Origin of the sequence: Butyrivibrio hungatei NK4A153 (genome assembly GCF_000424465.1) — a bacterium.
GTDB lineage: Bacteria > Bacillota > Clostridia > Lachnospirales > Lachnospiraceae > Butyrivibrio > Butyrivibrio hungatei_A.
Genome location: NZ_KE384194.1, coordinates 97,042 through 114,532, shown reverse-complemented (window position 1 = coordinate 114,532; position 17,491 = coordinate 97,042). Strand labels below are relative to the sequence as shown.

The 17,491-nt window shown below is 41.0% G+C and carries 13 protein-coding genes; 11 read left to right on the top strand and 2 right to left on the bottom strand.

Annotation, left to right across the window (positions count from 1 at the left end; all coding sequences use genetic code 11):
• Nucleotides 1–52: 52 nt before the first annotated feature.
• Nucleotides 53–1,591, bottom strand: a complete 1,539-nt coding sequence (locus G628_RS17285) for a hypothetical protein (RefSeq protein ID WP_034500867.1) — start codon at nt 1,589–1,591, stop codon at nt 53–55.
• Between the two features lie 267 nt (nt 1,592–1,858).
• Complete coding sequence (locus tag G628_RS0111295; protein WP_027209185.1) at nt 1,859–3,241, bottom strand: MATE family efflux transporter; 1,383 nt, start codon at nt 3,239–3,241, stop codon at nt 1,859–1,861.
• A gap of 212 nt (nt 3,242–3,453) precedes the next feature.
• Here G628_RS0111295 and G628_RS0111290 point away from each other — a divergent pair, with 212 nt between their 5' ends.
• From G628_RS0111290 to rffA, 11 genes are all read left to right on the top strand, one after another.
• Nucleotides 3,454–4,662 (top strand): ATP-grasp domain-containing protein, encoded by a 1,209-nt coding sequence (locus G628_RS0111290; protein ID WP_027209184.1) that lies wholly within the window; start codon nt 3,454–3,456, stop codon nt 4,660–4,662.
• A complete protein-coding gene (gene pseF / locus G628_RS19320; protein WP_081670702.1) occupies nt 4,659–6,581 on the top strand; it encodes a pseudaminic acid cytidylyltransferase in 1,923 nt (640 codons plus the stop codon). Before G628_RS0111290 ends, pseF begins: the two co-directional genes overlap by 4 nt.
• Nucleotides 6,582–6,600: 19 nt before the next feature.
• Nucleotides 6,601–7,668 (top strand): pseudaminic acid synthase, encoded by a 1,068-nt coding sequence (gene pseI / locus G628_RS0111275; protein ID WP_242827219.1) that lies wholly within the window; start codon nt 6,601–6,603, stop codon nt 7,666–7,668.
• A 38-nt stretch (nt 7,669–7,706) separates the two neighbouring features.
• Nucleotides 7,707–8,792: a UDP-2,4-diacetamido-2,4,6-trideoxy-beta-L-altropyranose hydrolase gene (pseG, locus tag G628_RS0111270; RefSeq protein ID WP_027209182.1), complete on the top strand. Its 1,086-nt coding sequence runs from the start codon at nt 7,707–7,709 to the stop codon at nt 8,790–8,792.
• On the top strand, nt 8,789–9,847 hold the full coding sequence (locus G628_RS0111265) for a glycosyltransferase family 2 protein (protein WP_027209181.1): 1,059 nt from the start codon (nt 8,789–8,791) through the stop codon (nt 9,845–9,847). Before pseG ends, G628_RS0111265 begins: the two co-directional genes overlap by 4 nt.
• Nucleotides 9,848–9,886: 39 nt before the next feature.
• Nucleotides 9,887–10,963: a lipooligosaccharide sialyltransferase gene (locus G628_RS0111260; protein ID WP_027209180.1), complete on the top strand. Its 1,077-nt coding sequence runs from the start codon at nt 9,887–9,889 to the stop codon at nt 10,961–10,963.
• Between the two features lie 73 nt (nt 10,964–11,036).
• Nucleotides 11,037–12,803 (top strand): ABC transporter ATP-binding protein, encoded by a 1,767-nt coding sequence (locus G628_RS0111255; protein ID WP_026656639.1) that lies wholly within the window; start codon nt 11,037–11,039, stop codon nt 12,801–12,803.
• A 69-nt stretch (nt 12,804–12,872) separates the two neighbouring features.
• The gene (locus tag G628_RS0111250; protein WP_026668043.1) at nt 12,873–14,051 is read left to right on the top strand and encodes an acyltransferase; all 1,179 of its coding nucleotides are present in this window, start codon (nt 12,873–12,875) and stop codon (nt 14,049–14,051) included.
• Nucleotides 14,045–15,823 (top strand): hypothetical protein, encoded by a 1,779-nt coding sequence (locus G628_RS0111245; protein WP_027209179.1) that lies wholly within the window; start codon nt 14,045–14,047, stop codon nt 15,821–15,823. The genes G628_RS0111250 and G628_RS0111245 overlap by 7 nt, the downstream gene beginning before the upstream one ends.
• A gap of 1 nt (nt 15,824) precedes the next feature.
• A complete protein-coding gene (locus G628_RS0111240; RefSeq protein ID WP_051199169.1) occupies nt 15,825–16,322 on the top strand; it encodes a GtrA family protein in 498 nt (165 codons plus the stop codon).
• A gap of 32 nt (nt 16,323–16,354) precedes the next feature.
• Nucleotides 16,355–17,491: a dTDP-4-amino-4,6-dideoxygalactose transaminase gene (gene rffA / locus G628_RS0111235; RefSeq protein WP_026656644.1), complete on the top strand. Its 1,137-nt coding sequence runs from the start codon at nt 16,355–16,357 to the stop codon at nt 17,489–17,491.

Below are 17,491 nucleotides of genomic sequence, written 5' to 3'. Positions count from 1 at the left end.
TTTCTGCTATAGAGAAACGCTCTAATTATTGTTTGGTCACTGTACTGTATTCTTACAGTCCAAGTTCTGTAATTTTGGAAAGTATTGTGTCGTAGTCCATGCTACCTTCAAGCTTCTCCCAGTGTGTATCTGCCAATATTCTATTGGCATCTTCCTCTGTAAGTCCTGAATGTGACAGCGCCATATAATTATTCTTTCCGCTAGTTGATCTGCGAAAACTCTCGCCCATATTCGCTTCTCGACGCGGAGCATCTGCATCTCCTGAAGGTACTACTTCAGCTACTTTAGGCCAGAACGGTAAGAAGTTATACGAACAATCACAAATAATCGTTTCTTCTCCGGCATAGTGATCAATGTATGCAAGGCAGTTGTTGGTGTTCTCAAGGAATCTGTTTTCATAAGGTAAGTAGCAATATGATGTTGTTCCATATCCCTGAGAGCTTACACCATAACGCCAATCTGAAATCATGGTAATAAGTTTTCCGTTTTCAAAAGTATACAAAGAAACAGATTTTCCCGGATTGTCTACAACAAGTTCGGGTGTCTGATCTTTGGTTAAATAAAGAAGAGCATATTTGGCGTTGCTGTTTGCATCATGCGATTTTTTTGCAACTTCGGCAAATGCTTTTCCGCAGCTTCCAAACTTCTCCTCGTTGTGAGCTGTCTGCTTATTCTCTGTTGGTGCAGCAGGCTGGGGAGTTGCTGTAGTTGAAGCAGTAGTTGCAGCGGGCTGAGGAGTTGCCTCGGTTGAAGCAGCTGTTGCAGCCGCAGTCTCTGCAGATTTTGCCTTCTCAGCATTTTTTGATGCCTTATTTTTTGCTTCCACATTTGCTGTGTTATCAATTTCATACCATATTACGGTATTGCTTTTTGCGTTTAAATAGAAGCAGACAGAGAATTTATCAAACTGATATTTGTAGTAATACTCTTTACCTGTCTGACCTGTATAATTGTTCTTTTCAGAAGGCTTTCCGTATGCGGCTTCAATCTCGTCTTTTGTATTGCCAACTCCGATATTACGAGATGTTGTAACACCTTTCTTAGAAACATCAATTCCAAGAGGAAGTTCTTTTCCGTCGCAAAGGTAAGTTGAATATTCAATACCGGAAGCTTCATAAGTATAAAAAAATTCAATTGGCGAAGCGGTTATTTTTTTGTCATAAGCTCCAAGATCTGCAAGTGTCTTTGATGAATCATTGAATACAGAAAGAGCTTTGCCGTTATACAGAACCTCGTGATCGGCTTGTTTTACGGGAGTAGCCTCTGCAGATTTATCGGTTGAAGCAACTGCTGAAGCGGCAGTTTTGTTGTCAGAAGTTGCAGTTGTAGCAGCATCACTTGATGTAGCGGTAGTCGCAGCGGCCTGCGAGTCTGATGATGCAGATGTTGCAGCTTCGTCAACCGATGAAGCAACAGAAGATGCTTCTACAGCAGCGACCATTTCTGATTTCGCAATCTCTCTTTTTTCCTCCTCGGTCATTTCCATTTCACTGCTTCCTTCGGAAGCACTCGTTTCTGCTCCACTACAGCCTACAATCGAGAGTGCCATAGAAGATGCAATAAGTATTGCCAGAGCCTGTTTTTTCTTCATGTCATTTTCCTTTCTCTGTGAACTCTTAGAAATACATTGTTTACATGTACTAATACAATGGTAACACGAAAATTTGAATTTTCTGTGTATTCACAATTAATTATGTCCCGGCTTTTTATGTAGTGGATGTAGATAGCTCATTCGGAAGCGCTTCAAACAGAACCGGATATCATAAACGCAGACAAGATCATCCTGTACGTTGCCGACAGTGACCTCAAAGAAGCCGCCATCAACAACCTAACCGACAGCTGCACAAAGGTCCAAAACCTATGCCATTAACCTTTTGTTATCGCACCAGTACCAAACATACAATAGGATTGCCCTTAGAATATTATCTGAAATCATGCATATCCATGCGATCTCTATTCCATATCCAAGGATATGCACAAAAACAAATACTCCAAGCACTCTTACAAACCATTGTGTAAAGCCGGATACTAACAGCGGAATCTTGGTTTTCCCGATTCCGTTAAATACATTCTGCAATACTATAGAGATTCCAAACATAGGCTCATTGATCGCGACAATTCGTAATAGCCTCGGAGCTTTCGTCAATGCAATTTTATCTTCTGTGAAAAAGGCTATTATATCATCTGCACACAACAATAGAATTGAGGTTGCCATCAACATGATGATCACTATAATTCCACAAACAAGATGGGTCTGCTTGTTTAGCTTTTTTATATCACCTTCTCCTCGCACATTTCCCGAGAGAGAGGCTACTGCGCTTGCCATTCCCACCGCCGGAATGAAAAAAGCCGATTCTGCCGTAAATGCGATTGAATGAGCGGCGTATATCGCCGTTCCGAGCGGGACAATCATGGCGGTAAAGATTACTCTTCCAAAGCTTGTCACAACTGACGTCAAAAATGCCGGAAGACCCACAAAGACGTATTTTCTTACAATATCTTTTCCCTCAGTCTGCAAAAGACTTTCTAAGATTCCGGTCATTCCCTTTACCGAGGTATCCATATGACGTTCATTTAGAACAACCATCAGTATTCCGCCAATCAAGGTTGCAATGGCCGTGCCGTAAGCTGCACCTATAACGCCGAGATTACATCTTCTTATATTCACTTCAATTCCAAAGAGATTAAATGCTTTGTCCGGATATATCAAAAACCAGTTCAGTATCACGTTAAGAATATTCATAAATCCATTTACCAGAAGTGGTGTCTTCATGTCCTTATCAGCTTTTCTGATACTTCCTGCAGTTACATTGAAAGAGAAGAAAACTCCCATGGACGAACATATGGAAAAATACATAGAGGCAGGCTTTCTGATAATTTCATCCGCCCCTAGGAGAGTTGGCAGATACGGACTTATCAGAAGTGGAAATGCAGTTGTGCATACGCCCATAATAAGCGCCAAAAAATAAGCGTGTAACGTTGCATTTTTTAGATGCTTCCGATTACCCGCACCGATTTCTCTTGCCATATAGGCTAAAACACCCACGCCCAGTGCATTGACTCCTGCCTTAATAAGGAAGGTCACTTCATTGGTGATTCCAATAGTTGCCGACGCTTCTATTCCCAGTTTTCCAACCATTATAAAGTCAGCATAATTCACAAGAGCCTGAAATGAATATTCAATTATAGCCGGTATTATCAGAAGTATAATCTCTTTAATCAGTTTCCTGTTCCCTGTCATAAATAAGCCATTCTGTGTTTTTACTAAATATTAACATCCGGCTACCAAATGTAAATCAATAAAAACTTATAGCCTGATATAAAGAAATCCGATTGCAAGCGCATACCCCCTATGTATGTCACCTCACTTTTTTGACCTTTGCTCCGCCATATATTATAATCAATACGTCTAAATATGCGCGATTTAGCACCTTTTGAAGGAGGCGTAAACATATGACAGCAGCAGTTATAGGAGCAAGCTCCGAATCAATTTATGTGATAAATAAGGCAAAAGAGCTGGGCCTTAAAGTGATAGCTCTTGACGGAAACCCGGAAGCACCTGGTCTTAAAGCGGCCGATGCTTCCTTTGTTGTAGATATAAGAGATCCGCAGAAGGTCTTTGAGATATTGGATAGGGATGGAAATAAGCCTGACGTGGTTCTGCCTGTTCCAATCGGTAGATATCTGACTACGACAGGTGCCGTTAATGATAAATATAATCTTTGCGGTGTTTCTTATGATGCGGCAAATGTATGCACGGATAAGTACGAGTTTCATAAGATACTCGCGGAAGAAGGTCTTAGAAATGCAGAACTTTACCTGATTCCGGCAGGAGAAGAAAATACCGATATTGATGAGATCAACACGATTTATCCCGTGATAGTAAAACCCAGATTTGGATCGGGAAGCCGCGGAGTAGAGATGTTCAATACTCCACAGGAACTTAAAGAGAAATTCCTTTCAGGTCAGCCCTACGATGAAGATTATTGCGTTGAGACCTGTGTTCAAGGAACCGAGTACGGCGTGGACGGAGTTTTTGTGGACGGCGAGTTTAAACTCATTCTTCTTAGGGGAAAAAAGAATACCCCGCCCCCGTACAGGGAGTGCGTCGGATATTATTCCGTAATCGAAACCGATAAAAACGCAGAATTTTTCAGAAAGACAAAAGAGCTAATTGCAAAAGCGGGAGAAGCGATAGGCTTTAAGAGCAATATCATTCACGCGGACATAATCAAGGACAATGACGGAAATCCCTTTATAATTGAAATTTCTGCAAGACCTTCGGGACATAATCTTCATAACCTCTTCACTCCACTTGCAAGCGGCGTTGATGAAGTTACGGAGTTTATTAAATATGCAGTTCCCGCGCTTGATAAATCATATTCTTTTGAGCCTGATGTGGAAAAGAACATGCTTATCAGATATTTTGATTTTGAAAATGTGAGAGTGAATAAGGTTCCCGATGAGAAGGAACTTTTCAAAAAATATCCGTTAAAGGCTTGGAATTGCAATCTGAAGAAAGGCATGTACCTTGGAAAAGTGACAAACGGCGCTTCGGTTATGGGAAGAGGATATTTTTGCATTGAAGCGGATTCGCCATTTGAACTTGACGGATATGCAGATGCAATACTTAGTGAATTTGAGCTGGAGGATAACAGATGAGCTCTGTTGCGATAATTACCGCAAGAGGCGGAAGCAAAAGAATACCGGGCAAGAATATAAAGAATTTTTGCGGAAAGCCAATAATTGCTTATTCAATAAGCGCTGCGATAGAGAGTGGTGCATTTGATACGGTAATGGTGTCTACGGATGATGAGAAGATAGCTGAGATAGCGAAGGCAGCAGGTGCCGAGATTCCTTTTTTCAGATCTGACGAAACAGCAGGTGACTATGCGACAACCGATCAGGTTATAGCGGAAGTACTTAATACATATAAGGAAAACGGAAAGAACTTTGATAAGTTCTGTTGCATATATCCAACGGCTCCATTCATAACGGCTGATAGGCTAAAAGAAGCGATGGTTAAGCTTGATGAGCATGAGTCGGTAACGCCTGTTTGCCTGTTTTCATATCCTCCGCAGAGAGGTTTTGTTGTGGAAAACGGCAGACTTGTGCGGAGATATCCTGAATTTGCCACGGTGAGATCTCAGGATCTTGAGAAACTTTATCATGACAGCGGCCAGTTCTATGCTTGCAGAACTGATGCTTTTTTTAGAGACGGAACAACAGATGTGGACGATATGGTTCCGATCGTTCTTGATGAGGACGAAGTTCAGGATATAGATACTCCTAAGGATTGGGAGATAGCTGAGGAGAAGTTTAAGAGGCTTTGCGCCGAGGGAAAAAGAAGTCTGACGGCAAAGGATTCTTTTTCCAAATTTGATGATACGGCTCTCAAAACTCCGTATTACAGAGTTGACGAGAGTAAACTAGATGCGGATATTGAATTGCTGAAAGGCGCTTTGAAGAAGGGATGGAATAATTACATCTGTTCTTTTTCCGTAAAAACCAATTCACTTCCCTGGCTCCTTAAGCACTTTAAGGATAACGGCTTTTATGCGGAAGTGGTATCAAAGGAAGAGTATGAACTTTCAAAAAGGCTTGGATATAGACCAAATCAGGTGATATTTAACGGACCGATCAAGGATAGAAGCGCATTTGAAGAAGTGCTCCTGGGCGGCGGAATAGTTAATCTTGATTCAAACTATGAACCTGAGTGGGTAAAAGAGATCGCTGCGGCAAATAAGGACAAGAAGCTCAAAGTTGGGCTTAGAGTAAACTACGACCTTCAGAAGCTGATACCGGATGAGGTTTTGGCAGATGAAGAGGGCAGCAGGTTCGGATATTGCTACGAAAACGGCGCGCTTAAGAACGTGATAGAAAAGCTTAAGGAAAACGCAAATGTTGAGATAGTGGGGCTTCATCTTCATTCATCGACAAAGTCCAGAACAATCAATGCATTCAAAGCACTAGCAAGAGTGGCAGTGATAGTAGCAGATGAGTATAATCTCAATCTTGAATATGTCGATATGGGCGGCGGCTACTACGGCGGAGTAAAGGGAAAGCCTGACTTTAGAGACTATGTTCCGGCAATTGCGGAAGTTCTTTCGGAAAAATTTGATGTGAGCAAGACAAAGCTTATTATGGAGCCCGGAGTTTCTATGGTTTCATCGAGCTTTGATTTTGTGACAAGTGTTATTGATACTAAGAAAGTCAGAGAGCACACATATGTAGTGATCGACGGAAGCAGAGTAAACTTAAATCCTCAGGTCACAAGAAGGGTGTATCCTCACAGACTTGAATATAAGAATGATGAGAACAGAGAAGTTATCTCTACGCAGATGATATGCGGCGCTACCTGTATGGAATATGACAGATTGTTCCCCGCAGAGAATGAGCGTAAGCTTGAGCCGGGGGACAGGGTAGTCTTTACAAATGCAGGCGGATACACGATTTGCCTGACTCCTCTGTTCATACATTATTTTCCGGCTGTCTATGTAAAGAAAAAGGACGGAAGTCTTTTTGTTGCAAGAGAGCCTTGGACAAATGATGAGTACATGGCAAAAAACAGATTTGAGTAATTTTTGGAGGACATAGGATATGTCTATGTTTGAACTTAATCAGAGAATCAGTCTTGCAGGTCATTATATCGGTGCAAACGATCCTGTATATATTATTGCTGAGATGTCAGCCAATCATCTGCAGGATTTTAACAGGGCAATCGAGATAATCTATGCTGCAAAAGAGGCAGGTGTTGATGCCATAAAGCTGCAGACTTACACGGCTGATACGATAACAATCGATTCTGACAAGAGCTATTTTCAGATTACGGGCGGAACTATCTGGGACGGTACAACTCTTCATAAGCTTTATGAGGAAGCATACACCCCTTGGGACTGGCAGCCAAAGCTCTGCGAAGAGGCAAAAAAGCTGGGACTTGATTGCTTTTCATCCCCTTTTGACAGCACGGCTGTTGATTTCATGGAAGAGATGGATATGCCCGCATACAAGATCGCTTCTTATGAGATAACGGATATTCCGCTTATCAGGCAGTGCGCATCAAAGAAAAAGCCGATGATCATCGCTACTGGAGTGGCAAGGGAGAGCGACATAAGGCTTGCAATAGAGGCGTGTCTTGCAGAGGGAAATAAGGATGTAATTCTTTTGAAATGCACATCCGCTTATCCAACGCCATATGAAGATGTAAATCTTAATATGATACCGACGCTTGCACAGGAATACGGCTGTGTTATGGGACTTTCCGATCATACTATGGGAAGCGCGGTTGCGGTAGCTTCTGTTGCGCTCGGTGCAAGAATGATAGAAAAGCATCTCACACTAAAGAGAAGTGACGGAGGTCCTGACGGAGCTTTTTCAATGGAACCGCAGGAGTTTGCGGAGCTTGTAAAGAATGTGAGAATGGTTGAAAAAGCTCTTGGAAGCAAAGAATATAAGCTTACTCCCGTTCAGGAAACAGAGCGAGAGGGAGCAAGATCTCTTTTTGTTGTAGAAGATATCAAGCAGGGAGAAGTTCTCACTTCTAAGAATATAAGGTCGATACGTCCGGGCAACGGACTTCCTCCGATAGAATATGACAATATTGTCGGAAAGAGAGCTTCGCATGACCTGTACAGAGGCGAACCGCTTAAGTACGAAGATTTTAACTAAGGATATGAACTGTTTATGTTTAATGCCGGGAGGACAGAATGGGAAAAAAAGTCTGGATCAAGGCAAACGGTAACGGAATAATAGCGACAGGACATATACGCAGGTGTATGACAATCGCAAAAGAGCTGTCGGATCTTGGGGCAGATGTGGAGTTTATCTTATCTGACGAAAGCAGCGCGGATCTTTTAAAGACCTTGTCTGAGGAGGACGGAGTTTTCTACAATGCAACGATACTTCACTCTGTTTTTTCGGATCCACTAACGGATTTTCCTGTAATGGACGAGATGCTCAGAGATGAGAAGCCGGATTTTTTCCTGATAGATTCATATTTTATGACAGAAGAGTATTTTAATCTTCTGAACGAGTCTATAAAAGAGAACAGTCCAAGCACGAAGACCGGCTATATTGACGATCTTTGCAAGTTTGACTATCCGGTTGACATGGTTGTCAATTACGATCTGATCTTTGATGAGAACATGTACAGTGCACCTGTAAAACTTCTGGGTGGAGAATATGCACCCTTGAGAAAACAGTTTTCAGACATTGATTACAATGTAAAAGATATTGCGGGAAGAGCATTTCTTTCTACGGGAGGAACAGATCCTTATCGCGTTATCGGAACTATGCTTAAGAGTGTTTATGAAGAGCGGGAAGTTGGCAGTAATGTGCCGTGTTTTAAATCGGAGATTTCGTGTGATGTTATAGTGGGAGCTCTTTTTGAAGACGATTACAAAGAGGAATTAAAAGAACTTGCCGGTAAACATTCGGAGATTACGCTTCATGAATGTGTGACGGATATGTCGGAAATTATGGAAAAAGCTGATTTTGCTGTAACTGCAGGTGGGACAACGCTTTACGAGTTGTGTGCGATCGGCGTTCCGACAGTAGTGTTCAGTATGGCAGACAATCAGATGGAATTTGTAAAAGGCTTTGACAAAGTCGGAGCGGCCAAATACGCGGGAGATGTGCGTGAGGATGACAAGGTGCTGCGCAAGATTGTGACCTGGGGCGTTGCGTCAGTGGATAATAAAGCTTTTAGACAGAAGATGAGTGACTCGGCCCGAAGCATAGTCGGAAGAGACGGGGCCAAAAAGATAGCTGAGGCAATTTTGGAGCTTACATGAAAAAACTGAGTATAATAGTGCCTGTTTACAACATGGCAGCTGACGGAAAACTTGATTATTGTTTAAAGAGTCTTGTGGCACAGACGCTTGAGCCCAAGGACTTTGAAATTATAGCGGTCGATGACTGCTCGACGGATAATTCTTATGATATACTTCTTGATTACAGCAAGAAGTATCCGGAGAATTTCATTGCCATAAGGTCCGAAGTTAATCACCATCAGGGCGGAGCCAAGAATATCGGACTTGCCGTTGCAAAGGGCGAGTGGCTTGGATTTATAGATGCCGATGACTGGATTGTTCCCGATTACTACGAAAGGCTTATTAAGAAGGCCGAAGAGACGGGAGCTGACATGGTCGGATGCGACTATTGTTTTGTGGATAAACATACCTTCGAAGTCGGAAAGGTAGTCCACAACAACAATTTTTCCCAAACGGGCATTATGGATAAGCAGCGCTACAAGAATCTTCTCATAGAGACCGGAAGTCTTGTTGTGAAGGTTTATAAGAGAGAAATAATAGTCGGCGATTATGTTCCGGGAACAAAAGAAAAACTTGATATCTTCCCCGAAGATATTTTTTACGAGGACAATGCGGTAAGTAATACCTGGATGATAAGGTCCAAGCATTTCGAATATATTGAAGAGCCGCTTTATTTTTATTATCAGCATAATGCTTCAACGGTTCACAGCATTTCCGAGAAGAACCTCGAAGACCGAATGACCGCCGGAAGACAGATACTTACAGAAGCTAAGGAAAACGGCTACTTTGAAGACTATAAAGATGAGATTGAGTTTCAATATACTGTGTTATTTTATGTGAACACACTTTTTTCCGTAATGCCCAGGAAATCAGGGGTTAAGAACAGTTATGGATTTGCAAAGAAGCTTGCGAAAGAGATGAAAGAGACTTTCCCCGGTTTTCAGGATAATGCATATTATATTGAGAAAGTTCACGCGGAAGAAAAGAAGCTTATTAAAATGCAGATGAAGTCACACCTTCTGTTTTATATTTATTACAGATTGCTGTGGTTTTACAGAGATCTAAGGAAACACTGATCTAAACGGGGGGGCCGTTAAGAAACGGAAGATAAGAAGATGCACGATAGAATTTATGTCTGTCACACTTTTTACCATGTGTATGTGGCATGCTTAAAAGAATTGTATATTGCTGACGGCAAAAAGGCTTCGCTTGTTCTTTCAAAGATGTCGAATAAATTTGGCGGCATGATAGAGAGAGCGAAGAAAAGCGATATCTTTGAAGAGGTTTTTGAGTATGATGAGAAGGAAGATTCTTTTTTCCCTGAGCTCAAAGAGCTTAAGACCGATTCCGGAAATATCGTGTCAAACATGATAAAGAGAATAAAGTTTTGCAGAAAGTTCGGAAAACTTCAGGAACAGTACATTCCCGTTGATTTTAAGAAATATAAGGATATCTATGTATTCTGCGATTCCGATCCGATAGGATATTATCTTAACTACAAGAAGATACGATATCACGCCGTTGAGGACGGACTCGACTGCATCAGATATTATGATACGGCTCGTTATGATAACAGAGGTCATTTTAAGATCAAAGCATTTATCGCATCTCTGGGACTTATTCATATCCAGAACGGCTACGGAAGATATTGCATAGACATGGAAGTTAATAACATATCGGTGCTTCCTTACCCTTGTAAAAAATATGTCGAACTTCCGAGGAAGATGCTCACGGACAGACTTACTTCGCAGGAAAAAGAGAAGATGCTGGAACTCTTTGTCGATGATATTAAGGGACTTAGGGATAAGCTCTTTAAGGAAAAAGACGGAAAGACACTTCTTGTTTTGTCAGAGCCTCTGTGCGATCTGGAGACCAGAGAGCGTATATTCAGAGACATTATTGACGCCTATGGTAATATAGATGGAAGGGATGCTGTGGTAATGATAAAACAGCACCCGAGAGATTACCTAGATTATACAAAGGCATTTCCCGATGCAATCGTGCTTGACGGATCTTTCCCTATGGAGATGCTTAACTTTATAGAGGGGCTCTCATTCGACAGACTTGTGTCTGTATATACTGTTGTTGATTCGATTAATTTTGTAAAAGAAAAGCATTATCTCGGCGATGATTTTATGGACAAGTACGAAGAGCCCGAGATACACAGACAGAACGAAGCGATAACAGATTGAAACATGACTTTTTAGAAGTCTTTTGTTCAAAAAAGTCATAACGTAAATAAATCGGAAGGATTTAATTGATTTTATGCGTAAGATTTATAAGAAACTGATGCTCTTGCTCGATGCAAGACAGAAAAAGCAGATGGTCGGCATTGTTTTTATGATGCTTATCGGAGGAATACTTGAAGCATTAGGAATTGCTCTTATCGCTCCCATCATGGAAATTTTGATAAGGCCTGATCTTATAGATAAGAGTGAGAAACTCTCATATGTATATTATACGGTTTTTAATCTTGGCGGAGCTGAGGATGGCCCCAGAGTGTTTGTTGCAATCATAATGGTGATCATGATAATTGTTTTTGTTGTAAAGAACATTTTTCTTTTCTTTATGAACAAAGTTCAACTTAAGTTCGTATACACAAATCAGTTTGCAACTTCAAGAAGAATGATGATCAATTTTATGCAGCGTCCTTACGAGTACTATTTAAATGCAGATACCAGTGTTATCCAGAGAAACATAACGTCTGATGTAAATAATATGTACGGGCTTATTCTGAGTTCTTTGCAGCTTATAAGTGAGATTATTGTTTTTGCTTGTCTTGTTATTATGCTTTTGACTCAGGATGCTGTAATGACCGTTTCTATAGCATCGCTTCTTGTGGTTGTGCTTCTTGTTATCAAGTATGTTATCAAGCCTGTTATGACAAAAGCGGGAGAAGAAAATCAGGATTATTACAGCGGGCTGTATAAGTGGATTGATGAATCCGTCACAGGAATAAAAGAGATAAAGATTGCCAATAAAGAAAACTATTTTATTAACGGATATGCAAATTGTGGCGCAGGATATGTCAATGCGGTTCAGAAGTACAATCTTTACAATTCAACGCCCAGACTTTTGATTGAGACTATTGCTATTGCGGGAATGCTTGGATATATGTTGTTTGCAATGGCTTGCGGAACAAATGATGCAACATTGTTTGCTCAGTTTTCTGTTCTTGGTCTGGCCGCAGCTCGTCTCCTTCCAAGTGCCAACAGAATAAACAATTACCTCACAAGTATTGCTTACTTTGAGCCGTTCCTCATGAACGTAAGCGACAATCTTCAGGAGGAGATTAACGACAGCTCTATTTCATACAACAGCGAAGATTACAGGAAGAAGCTTGAGACCAAGAAGCTTCCCGTTAATAAGACCATTTCACTTAAGGATATCACTTATAAATATCCGGGTGCTGACAGATATGTGCTTAATCATGCGGACATGGAAGTTCCTGTAGGAAAGTCCGTAGGTATCGTTGGTACATCAGGTGCGGGCAAGACTACGATTGTAGACGTTATGCTCGGTCTTCTTAAGACAGAGAGCGGACATATCTATGCCGACGGTGTTGATGTAATGGAGAACTACAGCGGATGGCTCAAGAATATCGGCTATATTCCGCAGACAATCTTTATGATAGATTCAACAATAAGAAAGAATGTTGCTTTCGGCTATGCCGATGAAGATATTGACGATGCCAAAGTTTGGCAGGCGCTTAAAGAAGCGTCACTCGATGAATATGTTAAATCTCTTCCCGAAGGTCTTGATACCAAGATCGGTGAGAGAGGAATTCGTCTTTCAGGCGGACAGAGACAGAGAATTGGTATCGCGAGAGCTCTTTTCGAAGATCCGGAGGTACTTGTTCTTGATGAAGCAACTTCAGCTCTTGATAATGAGACTGAGGCAGCTATCATGGATTCAATAAACAAGCTCCATGGAAGAAAAACACTTGTTATTATCGCGCACAGACTTCAGACAATCGAGAAGTGCGATATGGTTTACAGCATTAAAGATGGCAAAGCTGTCGCAGACAGATAAAGGCAAATTAGCAATCGACAGGAGCAGTAATATGACCGGTTTGACTATGGAAATATAAACGGAGGTGCAATGGACAGTCAGAGTATTACGAAAAAAAAGAGGGATGCGAATATCGAACTTCTCAGAATCGTAGCAATGCTTATGATCATAACTCTCCATTTTAATAATCAGTCAAAAGCACTGCTTGAACTTGGAGAGCCTGCTTCTAGTGTGCAGATTTTTGCAACGATACTTGAAGCCATTGCCATCACGGGGGTTAATGTCTATGTGCTTATCAGTGGATACTATCTGTCTTCTTCGAAGGTGAAATTCAGTAAGATATTACTCCTTATTTTGCAGGTTTATTTCTATACACTTCTTATTTCAGGCGCAATGATGTTTGTCGGAGCATATTCTGTTAAGCCTGAAGATAAGCTTGACAGAGCTTTGAGATATCTTTTCCCGATATCTAGCGAGCATTACTGGTTTGTGACGGCGTATGTGATCATGTATGTGCTGGCGCCTGTTATGAATGCAGCGGTAAATACTCTTAAGAGAAAACAGCTTAAGACAGTCATAATAGGACTTCTTACGTGGTTCTGTTTTATCAAGAGCATTGTTCCCGCAAAGTTTGGCACTGACAGAATGGGATATGACTTCGGATGGTTCATTTGCCTGTACCTTATCGCGGCATATATCAGAAAATATAATGTTGTCCTTTTTCGCGATGCAAAGAGAAGTGCGCTCGTTTATCTTGTATCGGTTATTGTTATAGCTGCGATCGGCTTTATTTTTTATAAGATCAATTTTGATACGACTACAAGAATTTATTCTGAGGAAATAGGCGATTATATATATAAAGGCAAATTCCAATATTATGCGGGAGTTCCTTGCCACTACAATTTCTTTTTTGCCCTTACCGGAGCACTTGGACTGTTTTCAGTCTTTAGATTTATGCGGTTAAAAGAAAATCTTTTTGCCGAGGTGATCAGGATAATAGCGCCATATACTCTTGGCGTGTATCTTCTTCACATGCACTTTGAGATTGCGGACAGATGGGTTGAGTGGATAGAGCAGATTATCGGAGAGACTCCGCTTGATAATGTTCTTACATTCTTTATTCATCTGGTTATTTCTGTTCTTATGGTGTTCTTCGCGGGAATCTTTGTGGACTGGATCAGAAAATATATTTTCAATTTCATCGGAAGAGTGCTTGGTGATACAGGTTTATTCAGACTGATAAAACGTGTGGATGATGACTTATGTTAAATGATATCAGAAGCTATTTTATGAAATTAAAGGGATTTAGGCAGCCGCTGGAAAGATATTTCTTTCCGGTGGTATTGTTGTTATATCCCTTTTTTGGTATAACCAGGGGACTTGATATTGTTGATACCACGTACAACCTGGGAAATTATGAGTTTATGAGAAGTGTTGATCCGATGTGGCTCTTTTCAACATTTCTTTCAAATCTTGTCGGAAGTATCATCATGAAATTTCCGGGCGCCGGAACCATGCTTGGATTTTCTGTCTATTGCACTTTCATAATCAGTGCGATGGCGCTTGTGTCATACTATTTGCTTCAGAGGTGGATGCCGGGATGGATGATATTTGTCGGGGAACTCATCGCTGAAAGCCTTTGCTGGGCGCCGAGAGTGATCCTGTACCATTATCTCCCGTATCTTATGGTGACGCTGGGGACTCTTTTTCTTCTCCTTGGTATTTTTTCAAAAGAAAGACAGAACATTTTGCTGTTTGCGGCAGGAGCGTGTCTTGGTCTTAATATATTGATGCGCTTTCCGGCTATTCTTGACTGCATGCTCATTTTGATCCTGTGGTTCAACTCGTTTATTTCAAAAGAGAAGTTTGCTGATGCCGCGAAAAAGACAGGCGTTTGTATTGCGGGCTATGCTGCGGGTTTTGGAGTGCCGCTGCTTCTTATTTCGCTGATATACGGCTTTGATACATATCCAAATGCGATAGGTAAGCTTTTTGCCATGACCGGCGAAGCTACCGATTACTCGTCGGGTGGAATGCTTGCGGATATTTTTGAGGCATATACGCATACACTTGGAAACATGCTCATAATGATCCCGTGCCTTATCGCAGGCATCATCATGTTTCGTGTGGCAAAAGAGAAATATATATTACTTAAAAAAGCTTTATACGTGGCAGGGCTTCTTTTACTTGCTGTGTACTATGTAAAAAAAGATGTATTCTCAAGAAACTATTATTACTATGAATCAATGTTCCAGGCGGCAATGATGCTTTTGATAATAATCGTTATCGTTACGATCGCGGGAGCATGTGGATTTCTTAAGGGTGGGAATGAAGAAAGAACGCTTTCGTGTGCGGCTCTTATGTTGATAATTATTCTGCCGATCGGAAGTAATAATCGAACAATGCCGCTTGTAAACTGCCTTTTCCTCGTTGCGCCGATTGGATTGTGGATAATACAAAGATTTATGCAGAGGTTTGTGGATAATGAGTGGAATTTTGCATGGCAGGCGATGATAACGGGAGTTATTGTTGTGCTTCTGGTGCAGGGAGCGATTTTCCATGCAAGATTTTCTTTTGCAGATCATAATGAGGCTACACCCGAATTAAATCTGGACACTAAGGTTACTGATATTTCCAAAGCAAACGGACTTGTGACAACAAAGGATAATTACAATTCGCTTTCTGAACTAAAGACCTGTCTTGAAGATAATGGGCTTATACAGGGTAAGGCATTACTCTTTGGCAATGTTCCGGGGCTTTCGTATATTTTTGATATGGAACCTGCTATAGATACGACCTGGCCTGACCTTGACAGCTATTCAATCAACAGTTTCAGAGACTCGCTTGATAAGCTTATTGCGTCAGATGATCCGAAGCCTGCTGTGATAGTGGGAAAGCTTGACGATGTCATGCTTGATAATCCCAATATTAAAGCCAAAAACGAGATGTTATTGGACTATATCGAAAAACATGATTATAATATAATCTTCGAGAGTGAGAATTTCGTAGTATATTCTGCTCAGAATGAAAGTGAGGAATAAAATGGACGGTTTTAATGAATCTGCATTGGGAAAGTGGCTTGAGGGACATAAGCTTCTTTATCAGATATTCAAATTTGGAATAGTAGGAGTTGTGTGCTTTTTTATTGATTATCTTGTAGGGCTTATTGCAATGAACATTATTGTTGCAATATTCGGTAAGGACAGCTTCGAGGTGGCATCTCTTATCGGATCTGCACTTGGCTTTATAGTATCTGTTATTGCAAATTATGTTCTAAGCTTTAAGTTTGTATTTGAAAGAAAAGAAGATCTTGACAGAAAAGCAGAATTTGTAGCTTTTGTCATTCTTTCTCTTATCGGCATGGGAATAAACAGTGCTATCATCTATCTCGGAGTAAGCTACTTCTACAAAAATATTGCATGGCTGAACGCACATGTGGGACATAATCTTATGTATACCATATCAAAGATTTTTGCCACTGCAATTGTAATGGTTTATAATTTCATAACAAGAAAAATCTTTCTTGAAAAGAAGGATTAAGGACAAGGACTGGGGAAAGAAGGTTACATGCTATGCGTATAAATTTCAATGTGCCCCCTTATACGGGCAAAGAATTCGAATATATAAAAGAGTGCGTTGAAGCACAGAAGATCTGCGGAGACGGTAAGTACACAGAGCTCGATAATGAGTGGATTGAGAAAAAGACGGGCGTTTCAAAAGCACTTCTTACCACATCATGCACACATGCAACCGAGATGGCTGCAATTCTTGCGGGAATAAAAGAGGGCGATGAAGTTATCATGCCTTCTTACACATTTGTTTCAACTGCAAATGCATTTGTTCTTAGAGGAGCTAAGGTCGTATTCGTTGATATCAGGCCCGATACCATGAATATTGATGAGAAGCTTATCGAGCAGGCAATAACACCTAAGACAAGAGCCATCGTACCTGTGCATTACGCGGGTGTCGGATGTGAGATGGATACCATCATGGATATCGCTAAGAGACACAACCTTCTTGTTATTGAAGATGCTGCCCAGGGCGTAATGTCTACATACAAGGGAAAAGCACTTGGCGCAATCGGTGATTTCGGTAACTACAGTTTCCATGAGACTAAAAATTACAGCATGGGCGAAGGCGGAGCACTTCTTTTAAGAGATGAGAAGTATGTTGACGATGCCATCATCATCAGAGAGAAAGGAACAAACCGTACTCTCTACAAGCTTGGTAAAGTTGACAAATACAGCTGGATAATGCCCGGATCATCATTCCTTCCGAGTGACATGAACGCTGCATATCTTTATGCGCAGCTCAACATGGCGGATGAGATCAACAACGACAGATTAAAGAGCTGGAACAGATATTATGAGGAACTTACACCCCTTGCAGAAAAAGGGCTTATAGAGCTTCCTTATATTCCGGAAGAGTGTGTTCATAATGCGCACATGTTCTATATTAAGTGTAAAGATTTTGAAGAGAGAAAGGGACTTATCGGATATCTTATGTCCAACGATATACTTCCCGCTTCTCATTATGTTCCTCTTCATTCCTCAAAAGCAGGAGTTAAGTACAGTGTATTTAGTGGAGAGGACAAATATACAACCAAGGAGAGTGAGAGACTTCTCCGCCTTCCCATGTACTACAAATTATCAGAAAACGATCAGGAAGAAGTTATTGCAAGGGTTAAGGAGTATTACAAATTTAACTGA

Excerpts from the sequence above, each read along its gene's own strand:
- G628_RS17285 (WP_034500867.1), bottom strand. The coding sequence starts at position 1,591 with ATGAAGAAAAAACAGGCTCTGGCAATACTTATTGCATCTTCTATGGCA.
- G628_RS0111295 (WP_027209185.1), bottom strand. The coding sequence starts at position 3,241 with ATGACAGGGAACAGGAAACTGATTAAAGAGATTATACTTCTGATAATA.
- G628_RS0111290 (WP_027209184.1), top strand. The coding sequence starts at position 3,454 with ATGACAGCAGCAGTTATAGGAGCAAGCTCCGAATCAATTTATGTGATA.
- pseF (WP_081670702.1), top strand. The coding sequence starts at position 4,659 with ATGAGCTCTGTTGCGATAATTACCGCAAGAGGCGGAAGCAAAAGAATA.
- pseI (WP_242827219.1), top strand. The coding sequence starts at position 6,601 with ATGTCTATGTTTGAACTTAATCAGAGAATCAGTCTTGCAGGTCATTAT.
- pseG (WP_027209182.1), top strand. The coding sequence starts at position 7,707 with ATGGGAAAAAAAGTCTGGATCAAGGCAAACGGTAACGGAATAATAGCG.
- G628_RS0111265 (WP_027209181.1), top strand. The coding sequence starts at position 8,789 with ATGAAAAAACTGAGTATAATAGTGCCTGTTTACAACATGGCAGCTGAC.
- G628_RS0111260 (WP_027209180.1), top strand. The coding sequence starts at position 9,887 with ATGCACGATAGAATTTATGTCTGTCACACTTTTTACCATGTGTATGTG.
- G628_RS0111255 (WP_026656639.1), top strand. The coding sequence starts at position 11,037 with ATGCGTAAGATTTATAAGAAACTGATGCTCTTGCTCGATGCAAGACAG.
- G628_RS0111250 (WP_026668043.1), top strand. The coding sequence starts at position 12,873 with ATGGACAGTCAGAGTATTACGAAAAAAAAGAGGGATGCGAATATCGAA.
- G628_RS0111245 (WP_027209179.1), top strand. The coding sequence starts at position 14,045 with ATGTTAAATGATATCAGAAGCTATTTTATGAAATTAAAGGGATTTAGG.
- G628_RS0111240 (WP_051199169.1), top strand. The coding sequence starts at position 15,825 with ATGGACGGTTTTAATGAATCTGCATTGGGAAAGTGGCTTGAGGGACAT.
- rffA (WP_026656644.1), top strand. The coding sequence starts at position 16,355 with ATGCGTATAAATTTCAATGTGCCCCCTTATACGGGCAAAGAATTCGAA.